Source organism: uncultured Microbacterium sp. (genome assembly GCF_900078385.1).
GTDB lineage: Bacteria > Actinomycetota > Actinomycetes > Actinomycetales > Microbacteriaceae > Microbacterium.
Window position 1 is genome coordinate 111,514 of the sequence record NZ_FLQR01000012.1, and the last position, 11,149, is coordinate 122,662.

The window sequence follows — 11,149 nt, forward strand, 5'->3', positions numbered from 1 at the left end:
CAGACCCGGACGGCCGCGCCGTCTCAGCCGCCGATGCCCTTCCAGGCCGTCGTGCCGTCGGCCTCGATCTGACGCTTCCACACGGGCAGCTCCCGCTTGATGGCCTCGATGACCGCGCGGCACACCTCGAACGCCTCCGCGCGGTGCGGGGCGCCGACGGCGATGACGACCGCGGCGTCACCGACGCCGAGCCGGCCGACCCGGTGACTGACCGCGACGATCGCCGAGGTCTCCCCGATCGCCTGGACCGCGATGCCGTGCAGCGTGGCCTCGGCGTCCGGGTGCGCGGAGTACTCGAGCGCCACGACGGTGCCGTGCGCGTCCGGGTCGTGATCGCGCACCCGGCCGAGGAACGTCGTGACGGCACCGGCCCGATCGTCCTCGACGGCCGCGAGGTGCGCGGCGAGATCGAGCGGCTCGGCGCTGATGCGCGCGAGGCGGACGGCGCTCACGCGTGGTCCTCCCCGGCGAGCTGGCCGATGGCGTGCGCCGCAATCTGCACGATGAGCGGGATGCCGGATGCCACGGCGGGGGGCGAACCCGGGAGGTTCACGATGAGTGCGCCGGATGCCGTGCCGGCGAGGCCGCGGGAGAGCAGCGCCGCCGCCTTCTCCGCGGCGCCGCGTCGGCGCAGCTCCTCCGCGATCCCCGGGACCTCCCGCTCCAGCACGCGGGCCGTGCCCTCCGGGGTCCGGTCGCGGGGGCCGATGCCGGTGCCGCCCGTCGTGACGACGAGATGGGCGCCGTGGTGGAGTGCGTCGCGAAGCGCCTGCTCGACGGCATCCGCACCGTCGGGCACGATGACGGCGTCTCCGCACGCGTAGCCCGCCTCGCGCAGCGCCGCGACGGCGAGGGGCCCACCGGCGTCCTCGCGCTCCCCTGCTGCGGAGCGGTCGGAGACGGTGATCACGACGGCGGTGCGGGTCATCCCCTCAGCGTAGTTCCGCGTGCGTTGTCCGCACGTCGGCCTCCGCCGCCGCCGTGATGCGATTGGCCATGCCGCGGAAGATGAACCCGTGGAAGGGCAGCACCGCGAGCCAGTACAGCCGCCCGGCGAGCCCGCGCGGGAAGAACACGGCGCGCTGGTCGTAGCGGGAACCGGTGCCGTCGGGGGCGACCCGCAGGTCGAGCCAGGCGAGACCCGGGACCTTCATCTCGGCCCGCAGGCGCAGCAGGCGGCCGGGCTCGACGGCCTCGACGCGCCAGAAGTCGATCGCGTCGCCCACCGCGACGCGGCTCCGACTGCGCCGACCCCGCCGGAGCCCGACGCCGCCGACGAGGCGGTCCATCCAGCCGCGGATCGCCCAGAGCACCGGCGAGGAGTACCAGCCGTTCGCGCCGCCGATGCCGGCCACGACGGCCCACAGGCGCTCCGGCGGGGCGGATGTCGCGGCGGTGCGCACATCGGTGAAGACGGTGCGTCCCGCCCACTCCGGGTCGCTCGGCAGCGGATCGCTCGGCAGCTGCGCGATCTCGGAGTCCTGCCAGCTGGTCTCGATCGAGTCCGCGTCCACGCGGCCGAGCGCGAGCGCCACGGCACGTCGGTAGGGGGTGAGCCCTCCCTCGGGGCGCGGGATGATCGCATCGACCTTGTGGTCGTCCATCACGCACTCGTTCTGCAGCGATGCGATGAGCGGGCGCGCGATCGCGCGGGGAACCGGCGTCACGAGGTTCACCCAGTGCGACGCCAGGCCGGGGGTGAGGACGGGGAGCGCCGCGATCGCGCGCTGGCGGAGGCCCGCCTCGACCGCGTACCCGTTCATCATCTGGCCGTACCGCAGCACGTCGGGCCCGCCGATGTCGACCGCGCGATTGACGTCCGAGGCGACGCGGGCCGCGCCGAGCAGGTAGTGCAGCACGTCGCGGACGGCGATCGGCTGGATGCGGTTGCGCACCCATTTCGGCGCCGGCATGTACGGGAGCACGTCGGTGAGGTGGCGGATCATCTCGAACGACGCCGACCCCGAGCCGATGACGACGCCCGCCTGGAGGACGAGGGTGGGCACGCCGCTCTGCAGGAACTCCTCTCCGACCTGCACGCGCGAGCGCAGGTGCGGGGAGAGGTCCCCCGTGCTCGGATGCAGGCCGCCGAGGTAGACGATCCGGCCGACACCCGCCTCGGCCGCGGCGCCCGCGACGGTCCGCGCGGCGCGGAGGTCGGCGGCCTCGAAGTCGGCGCCGGCCGCCATCGAGTGGATGAGGTAGTAGAGGACGTCGACATCGCGCACGGCGGCGGCCACGGCATCCGGGTCGTCGGCGGATCCCTCGACGATCTCGACGTCGCCGCCCCACTCGAACGCGGCGATGCGGGCGGCGTCGCGTGCGAGCACCCGCACGCGGTAGCCGGCGTTGCGCAGCCGGGGCACGAGCCGCCCGCCGATGTACCCCGTCGCGCCGAGGACGAGGGCGCGCGGCGCCTCTGCGTCAGGGCGCGGGATCGCACGGAGGGCCTCTTCGCGGCCGGTCGGGATCGAGGGTTCGCTCATCCCGGCACGCTACGCCCGACAGCGGGGATCGCCCAGGGCGTTGCGCCTCGCGCGCTCGGCGGGTATGGCTATACCCGCCGCTCCAAGCGGATGATGACGGCCTTCGATGTCGGCGTCCCTGAGACGTCGGCGACGGACTCGAGCGGCACGAGCACGTTGGTCTCCGGGTAGTACGCCGCGGCGTTGCCGCGCGGGGTCGCGTACGGCACGAGCCGGAAGGCGTCCGCGCGGCGCTCCTCGAGCCCGCCCGCGCCGTGCCACTCCGAGACGAGGTCGACGACGTCGCCGTCGGCGAAGCCGAGCTCGGCGACGTCGTCCGGGTGGATCAGGACGACGCGGCGTCCGCCGTGGATGCCGCGGTAGCGATCGTCCTTGCCGTAGATCGTGGTGTTGTACTGGTCGTGCGAGCGCAGCGTCTGCAGCAGGAGCCGCCCGTCCGGGATCCGCGGGTATTCGAGGGGGTTCACGGTGAACCGTGCCTTCCCGTCGGCGGTCGCGAACCGCCGCTCGTCCCGCGGGCCGTTGGGGAGGAGGAAGGTGCGCCCCTTCCGGATGCGCTGCTCGTAGTCCTCGAACCCGGGGATCACGTGCTGGATGTGGCCGCGGATGCCGGCGTAGTCGGCTTCGAGCGCCACCCAGTCCGCCTGCGGTGCGGCGGGCTTCCCGGCGAAGACGAGGTCGCAGAGGCGCGCGATGATGGCGACCTCGCTGAGCAGGTCCTCGGCCGGCGGCGCGAGCCGTCCGCGGGAGGCGTGCACCGCCCCCATGGAGTCCTCCACCGTGACGCGCTGGTCGGCTCCGCCCCGGCGATCGCGGTCGGTGCGGCCGAGCGTCGGCAAAATGATGGCCCGCCGACCGGTCACGACGTGCGAGCGGTTGAGCTTCGTGGAGACCTGGACCGTGAGATCGATCCGCCCCATCCCCTCCTCCACGACGGCGGTGTCCGGCGTCGCGGAGACGAAGTTGCCGCCCATGCCCATGAAGAAGCGCACGCGGCCCTCGCGCATCGCGCGGATCGCGGCGACGGTGTCGTAGCCGTGCGCGCGCGGCGCCGCGAACGAGAACTCGCGGTCGAGGGCGTCCAGGAACGCCTCCGACGGCTTCTCGTAGATCCCGACGGTGCGGTCGCCCTGCACGTTCGAGTGGCCGCGGACGGGGCAGACCCCCGCGCCCTTCCGTCCGATGTTGCCCTGCAGGAGCAGCAGGTTGACGACCTCGCGGAGGGTCGGCACGGAGTGCTTGTGCTGGGTGAGGCCCATCGCCCAGCACACGATCGTCGACCCGGAGCCGCGCACGATCTCCGCGATGCGGCGGAGTTCGTCCTCGCCGATCCCCGTGGCGGCCTCCAGGTCGTCCCAGTCGGCTCCCGCCATGGCCTGCCGGTACGCGTCGACGCCGCTCGTGTACTGCGCGATGAAGTCGTGGTCGAGGACCCCGCCGTCGCGCGCCTCGACCTCGAGCAGGTGCTTGCCGATCGCCTGGAACAGCGCCTGGTCGCCGCCCAGGCGGATCTGCACGAACTCGTCGGCCAGGGTCGTCCCGCCGAGCACGACGCCGCGGACGGTCTGCGGATTGTCGAAGCGCAGGAGGCCGGCTTCCGGCAGCGGATTGACCGCGATGATCGTCGCGCCGCGCTGCTTGGCCTTCTCCAGCGCGCCCAGCATGCGCGGGTGGTTGGTACCCGGGTTCTGGCCCGCGACGATGAGGAGGTCGGCGTCGTGGATGTCCTCGATGGAGACGGTGCCCTTGCCGATGCCGATCGTCTCGGTGAGAGCCGAGCCGGACGACTCGTGGCACATGTTGGAGCAGTCCGGCAGGTTGTTCGTGCCGAGCCCGCGCACCAGCAGCTGGTAGAGGAAGGCCGCCTCGTTCGAGGTGCGGCCGGACGTGTAGAACACCGCGTCGTCCGGATGGTCGAGCCCCGTCAGGGCATCGGCGATCTCGGCGAGAGCGTCGTCCCAGGAGATCGGGCGATAGTGCGTGGCGCCCTCCTCCAGGATGACGGGATGGGTGAGCCGCCCCTGCTGCCCGAGCCACCAGTCGTCGTGGCCGCGCAGCTCGTCGATCGAGTGGGCGGCGAAGAACTCCGGCGGCACGCGGCGCAGGGTCGCCTCTTCGGCGACGGCCTTCGCGCCGTTCTCGCAGAACTCGGCGAGGTGGCGCTTGTCCTCCTCCGGCCACGCGCAGCCGGGGCAGTCGAAGCCGTCCTTCTGGTTCACGCGCAGCAGCGTCCCGACGCTGCGCGCGAGGCCCATCTGCGCCTGCGAGATCTGCAGGGCGTGCAGCACGGCGGGGACCCCGACCGCGTGGTCCGCGGGGGGTGAGACCCGCAGCATCCGCTCGTCGATGTCGGTGGTCGGAGCTTTCCTCGCCATGGCTCGATCGTACGGCGCGGGTTCGGCGCGCGCGCCGGCGTCAGCGCCGACCGGTGCCGAAGACGCCGCGGATGACGCTGCTGAGGATCGTCTGGGTCGCCTTGGAGCCGAGGATCTGATCGATCGGCGACTTCTCGGTGCGCCGCGTCGTGCGGGTGGTGCGCGACGTGCCGCTCGCCTTCAGCAGCCGGTCGTACTCCTTCTGACGCTCGTTCGCCTCGCGTTCGAGCTGCTTCTCCACGGCCGCCTGCTGCTTGGCGAACTCGGCATCCGCCTTCGCCTTCTCCAGCGCCGCCTGCTCGGCTGCGGCCGCCTGCTCCGCCGCGTGCATCTTCGCCGCGAGGATCTCGCGGGCGGACTCCCGATCGATCGCGGTCCCGTATTTCGCGAGCAGCGGCGAGGCCTTCACGGCGCGCTCGATGTCGGGGTCGGGGGTCGGCGACATGAGGCCCTGCGGCGCCCGCAGCCGCGTCCACGCGACCGGGGTCGGGGCGCCCTTCTCGCTCATCACCGTGACGATCGCCTCGCCGGTGCCGAGCTCCTGCAGCGTGCGCTCGAGGTCGTACCCCGACTTCGGGTACGTTCCCACCGTCGCGCGCAGCGCCTTCGCGTCGTCGGGCGTGAAGGCGCGGAGCGCGTGCTGCACGCGCGACCCGAGCTGTCCGAGGACGTCGGAGGGGACGTCCTTCGGGGTCTGCGTGACGAAGAAGACGCCGACGCCCTTGGAGCGGATGAGGCGGACGGTCTGCACGATCGCGGAGAGGAAGTCCTTCGACGCGTCCTTGAAGAGGAGGTGCGCCTCGTCGAAGAAGAACACGAGCTTGGGCTTGTCGGCATCCCCCACCTCGGGGAGGATCTCGAACAACTCGGCCAACAGGTACATGAGGAAGGTCGAGAAGAGCGCGGGCTTGTCGACGACGCCCGGGACCTCCAGCAGCGAGATGATGCCGCGCCCGTCCGCCGCGGTGCGCAGGAAGTCGCGTACGTCGAACTCCGGCTCGCCGAAGAAGACATCGGCCCCGTCGTCGGCGAACGTGATGAGCTCGCGCAGGATGACGCCGGCCGTCGCCGATGACAGTCCGCCGAGCCCCTTCAGCTCGGGCTTGCCCTGGTCGCTCGTGAGGTAGGTGAGGACGGCGCGGAGATCGGAGAGGTCGACGAGGGCGAGACCGCTCTCGTCGGCGTAGTGGAAGACGAGGCCGAGGCTCGACTCCTGCGTCTCGTTGAGCCCCAGGACCTTGCTCAGCAGCAGCGGGCCGAACCCGGAGACGGTCGCGCGGACGGGAACGCCCTTGCCGATCCCGCCGAGGGCGAAGTACTCCGTCGCGGACGCCTCCGGCTTCCAGTCCTGCCCGATCGCCGCGGTGCGCGCGAGCAGCTTGTCGCTGGGCGTCCCCGGCGTCGCGACGCCGGACAGGTCGCCCTTGATGTCGGCGGCGAACACCGGGACGCCCTTCGCGGCGAGCTGCTCGGCGAGGCCCTGCAGCGTGCGGGTCTTGCCGGTGCCGGTGGCGCCGGCGACGAGGCCGTGCCGGTTCATCATCGCGAGCGGGATCCGGATCTGCGCGGCGGGGTCGGGAGCGCCGTTGAGGAGCGCGCCGAGGTCGAGGGTCGCGGCCTCGAACGAGTAGCCCTGCACGATCGCCGCGACCTGCTCGGCGTCCAGCGGGCCGGGCGCGGCTGCGGTCGGAGTGGCCGGCGGTACCGGGGTCGCGGGCTCCGCTGACGGGGCGGCCGCGGCCGGAGCCGCTGGTGCGGGTTCCGCCGACGCGGCGGGAGCCGCCGCGGGCGCGGGCGGGGCCGCTGGTTCCGCCGGCGCGCCGGCGCGCGCCCGGAGAGCCTCGGCCTCGGCCGCCGCGAGCGCGGCTCGCGCCTGCGCCGCCTTCAGCTGGGCCTCGGCGGCCTCCGCCTCGGCGCGCAGGCGCACGAGTTCGGCGGCGGCGACAGCCGGATCGGACGCGGCAGCAGCGGCGGAGTCGGTCATGCCGCTCAGCCTAGCGAGGCGCCCCGTTCGCGCTCAGGAAAGATCGAGTGCGTGCGGCCGCGCGCTCGCGCTCCTTCAGGATGGGGATCGTGAACGCGGCGGCGACGACGAGCGCCGCCCCGGCGCCGAGGATCGCGCCGCCGACCGTGTCGCTGAACCAGTGCGCGTGCACCTGCGTGCGACTGAAGCCCATGAGCAGCGTCCACGCGAGCCCGGCGACGAAGACCCAGACGCGGGGGAAGACGATCACGAGGAGGACGGCCATCGTCGCCGCGTTGGCCGTGTGACCGGACGGGAACGAGCCGTGGTCGGAGATCACGAGCATGTCCTCCGGGCGCGCCCGACCGAAGGCGGTCTTCAGCACCTGGACGATCCCGGCGCTCACGGCCGTCGCGACGAGGAACATCAGGGCGCTCCACGGCCGTCGCGCGAGCACGAGCAGCAGAGCGACGGTGAGCGGGACCAGATAGGTCGCGAACCACCCGCCGCCGAGGAAGTCCATGAGGAACGAGAGCGGGCGGATCCCCTGGGAGAACGTGCCCACCAGCGTGTTCCACCATGCGTCGATGTCGAGCAGGTCGGCATCCAGTGCGAGGAACAGTCCGAAGGTGAACCCGACGACCAGGAGGGCGAGACCGCCCACCAGCCAGCGCAGCCCATGGGTGATCTCGAGATCGGTCGTCCGCGTCGTCATCGACCCATCATGCACGACGGTCTAGGGCGTGAGGCGCGCGACGGTCCACGGGCGCACCACGAACCACAGCGACAGCAGGCCGATGACGGCGCAGCCGACCATGACGGATGCCATCGTCGTCGCCGTGATGGCGGAGTCCTTCGCGATCACGCCGACGAGCGGTGTGATGAGACCCGCGACGCCGAAGTTCGTCGCGCCGAGGATCGAGGCGGCCGTGCCGGCGGCCTTCCCGTGCCGGTCGAGCGCGAGGACCTGCACGCACGGGAAGGTGAACCCGCACGCCGTCATGAAGGAGAAGAGCGGGATCATCGTGCCCCAGACGCCGAGGCCCAGCTGATCCGTGACGATGATGGCCGATGCCGCGACGACGAGCACGGCGGTGGAGACCGACAGCACCCACTGCGGACCGAACCGGGCGGCGAGCCGCGACGCCGCCTGCACGCCGAGCACGACGCCGAGGGAGTTCGCCGCGAACAGCAGGCCGTACTGCTGCGCGTCGAACCCGTAGGTCTCCTGGAAGAGGAACGACGACGCGGAGAGGTAGGAGAAGAGTCCGGAGAAGCTCATGCCGCCGATGAGGAGCACGCCGATGAAGACGCGGTCGCGGAAGACGCTCCGGTACCGCTGGAGGACCGTCGTCGAACCCGGCTCCTGGCGCCGTGCCTTGGGCAGCGTCTCCGGGACGAACAGCACCGCCGAGATCAGCATGACCGCGCCGTACAGAGCGAGGACGATGAAGATCCCACGCCACGGCATGACCGCCAGCAGCGCCGACCCGATGAGGGGCGCGGCGACCGGGGCGACACCGGACACGAGCGCGAGCCGGCTCAGCATGACGACGAGCCGGCGACCGCCGAACAGGTCGCGGACGATCGCCATCGCCACGACGCCGCCCGCGGCGGCGCCCATGCCCATCGCGACGCGCGCGACGCTGAGCAGCTCCAGGTTCGGCGCGAACGCCGCCCCGAAGCTGGCGAGGACGTGCAGAGCCGTCACCGACAGGAGCGGGATGCGCCGACCGACCTTGTCGCTGAGCGGTCCGACGATCAGCTGCCCGAGAGCGAACCCGACCATCGTGCCGGTGAGGGTCAACTGGATCGCCGCGGCGGAGGTGCGGAAGTCTTCCTGCAGGACGGGGAACGCGGGAAGGTACAGGTCGATCGTGAACGGCCCCAGAGCCGTGAGCGCTCCGAGCAGGATGATGTAGAGCACGCGGCGCCGCGTCGGCAGCGCGTCGCCCGGATGCAGCACGACCGGCGCCGTCGCCGGATCCGCGCCGATCGTACGGATGGCACCCGTCGGCGAGGACCTGTGCCCCGACGTGGGCAGGCGGATCGTGTCGGTGTCGCGCAAAGGGGGCCATTCGGGTGAGGACGTCGGGACTTCGACGAGCGGAACAGGTGCCGAAACGATTCGACCGACCTATGTTACCGGAGACAACGGGCGCATCGGGGGCAGCGGACGCGGAGCTCTTCCGCTGGAGGCACCCCGGGGGGATAATCCCCCCATCATCACTCGCACCCTCTGGGGAGGTGCCATGCGCTCGTCGACATCGACCGGGCGCAGGGGGATCCGACGCGCTGCGCTCGCAGTCGCCGCCTCGACCTGCGTCGCCCTGTTGATCATTCCGACCACGGCGGCGTGGGCGGATTCACCGCCGGACGCTCCCGCACTCGTCGCGCCGGCGGACGGATCGACGGCGGAACAGGCCGATCCGGTCCTGCGAGTGAGCGTCGCGGACCCGGATGGCGACCCCCTCACGGTGCGCTTCGAGGGGCGACGCAAAGGGGCGACCGTCCCCCTGCCGGGGGCAGGCGCCCCCTTCACGATCGTCGCGATCCCCGACATCCAGAACTACACGAACGCGGCGCGGGGCGACATCATCCGTCAGCAGGCGCAGTGGGTCGTCGACACCCGCGCGACCCTGAACACGCAGTTCGTCGTCCAGCTGGGTGACCTGGTGTCGAGCTGGGACTTCGCCGGTCACTGGCCCTATGCCTCGAACGGCTTGCAGGTGCTGGACGACAACGGCGTGCCGAACGCCGTCGTCCCGGGCAACCACGACTTCGACAATGCGAACGGCACGCACATCCCCTACGACACCTGGTTCCCGCCGTCTCGGTACCAGAACGCCGTGTTCACGCCGGCAACGGCGCGCTACGGCGGGTACATGGGACAGGATCAGTTCGGCGACGACCCCGACGACCGCGGGAACATGAACAACTACTCCCTGTTCTCGGCCGGCGGGCGGGACTGGATCGCCCTGGGACTCGAGTGGGAGGCGGGGGCACAGGTGCTGGAGTGGGCGGACCGCGTCCTCGATGCCCATCCCGAGCGCGATGTCGTGATGTTCACGCATGCGTTCGTGAACCTCTCCGGCTCGCGCCGCCCGTTCGCGCAGCGCCCGGGCGGCACGCCGCCGGAGACCACGTGGCAGACCTTCGTCCGCACGCACTGCCAGATCCGGATGGTGCTGAACGGCCACGAGCACAACGGCGACCTCGGCGAGGCGCGACGCTCCGACCTCAACGCCTGCGGGGAGCCGGTGCAGCAGATCCTCACGGACTACCAGGGCCGCGCGAACGGCGGCAACGGCTGGCTGCGGTACTACACGTTCGATCCCGCCGCGGACACCGTGACCGCGGCGACCTACTCGCCGTATCTGAACCAGTACGAGACGGATGCCGATTCGAGCTTCACGCTGCCCTTCGCGTTCAGCGAGCAGGAACCGGCGCAGTTCACGACCATCGCGACGACGAGCCCCGCCGGGGGGACGGCGACCGCGACCTGGACCGGACTGCAGCGGGACACCGAGTACGAGTGGCGGGCCGTCGTGAGCGACGGCACCGCGAGCACGACCTCCGCCACCTGGACGGTGCGCACGGCTCCCGACGACGTCCTGTTCCGCGACGACTTCACCCGCACGGTGTCCAGCGGGTGGGGGAAGGCTCCGTCCGGCCAGTCGTGGACGACCAGCGCGCCCGCGACCTCGATGTCGGTGGACGGTAACTGGGCCAGGATGCAGGTCCCGCCCGGCAACCGCCGCAACCAGGCGCTCTCCACGACGACGTTCTCCGACGCCTCCTTCGCCACGGCCTTCTCCGTGACGCCCGCCGTGACCGGATCCGGAACGTACTCCACCCTGTTCACGCGGTTCACGTCGGCGAGCGACTACCGCGCCACGGTGCAGTTCCGTGCCTCCGGAGCACCCAACCTGACCCTCGTCCGCCGCGTGGGCTCGGTGGAGACCGTCCTCGCCAGCTACCGCATGACCACGACCCCCGCCGTCGGGGAGCCGGTCAAGCTGCGGTTCGAGGTCGTCGGCGCCTCCCCCGCGACCCTCCGGGCGAGGGTGTGGACGGGAGCGACGGAGCCGGCCACCTGGAACGCCACGGCGACCGACACGACCGGGCAGGTCGCCGCGGGCGGCACGCTCGGCTACTCGAACTACGTCTCGGGGACCTCCACGAGTACCGCGATCGTGGGCGTGGACCACCTCACCGTGACGCGGATCGGCGCACCCCCGCCGCCGCCGCCGAACGCGCCGCCCACCGCGGCGATCGCGGTGACCTCGCAGAACGAACGCGTCGTCGCGCTCAGCGGCGCGGGC

At 72.0% G+C, this 11,149-nt stretch carries 8 protein-coding genes; 1 reads left to right on the plus strand and 7 read right to left on the minus strand.

Annotated elements, in window-relative coordinates:
* Positions 1-23 precede the first annotated feature (23 nt).
* The 7 genes from QZL85_RS14720 to QZL85_RS14750 all read right to left on the minus strand — a co-directional run bounded on the left by QZL85_RS14720 (position 24) and on the right by QZL85_RS14750 (position 8,892).
* Positions 24-452 carry a molybdenum cofactor biosynthesis protein MoaE gene (locus tag QZL85_RS14720; protein ID WP_295578147.1) on the minus strand — a complete coding sequence of 143 codons (429 nt, stop codon included), beginning with the start codon at positions 450-452 and terminating at the stop codon, positions 24-26.
* Positions 449-928: a molybdenum cofactor biosynthesis protein B gene (locus tag QZL85_RS14725; protein WP_295578149.1), complete on the minus strand. Its 480-nt coding sequence runs from the start codon at positions 926-928 to the stop codon at positions 449-451. The genes QZL85_RS14720 and QZL85_RS14725 overlap by 4 nt, the downstream gene beginning before the upstream one ends.
* A gap of 4 nt (positions 929-932) precedes the next feature.
* Positions 933-2,486, minus strand: coding sequence for an SDR family oxidoreductase (locus tag QZL85_RS14730; RefSeq protein ID WP_295578151.1), 1,554 nt, complete (start codon positions 2,484-2,486; stop codon positions 933-935).
* 68 nt (positions 2,487-2,554) lie between these two features.
* Positions 2,555-4,861: an FdhF/YdeP family oxidoreductase gene (locus tag QZL85_RS14735; protein ID WP_295578153.1), complete on the minus strand. Its 2,307-nt coding sequence runs from the start codon at positions 4,859-4,861 to the stop codon at positions 2,555-2,557.
* 40 nt (positions 4,862-4,901) lie between these two features.
* Entirely contained in the window at positions 4,902-6,845 is a 1,944-nt protein-coding gene (locus QZL85_RS14740) for a helicase HerA-like domain-containing protein (RefSeq protein ID WP_295578155.1), read from the minus strand.
* Between the two features lie 10 nt (positions 6,846-6,855).
* A complete protein-coding gene (locus QZL85_RS14745) occupies positions 6,856-7,539 on the minus strand; it encodes a phosphatase PAP2 family protein (protein ID WP_295578157.1) in 684 nt (227 codons plus the stop codon).
* Positions 7,540-7,560: 21 nt separating this feature from the next.
* Positions 7,561-8,892 (minus strand): multidrug effflux MFS transporter, encoded by a 1,332-nt coding sequence (locus QZL85_RS14750; protein WP_295578159.1) that lies wholly within the window; start codon positions 8,890-8,892, stop codon positions 7,561-7,563.
* A 265-nt stretch (positions 8,893-9,157) separates the two neighbouring features.
* Between QZL85_RS14750 and QZL85_RS14755 the strand changes: the two genes are divergently transcribed.
* Positions 9,158-11,149 (plus strand): metallophosphoesterase (locus tag QZL85_RS14755; RefSeq protein ID WP_295578162.1); only part of this gene is annotated, 1,992 nt, incomplete at its 3' end.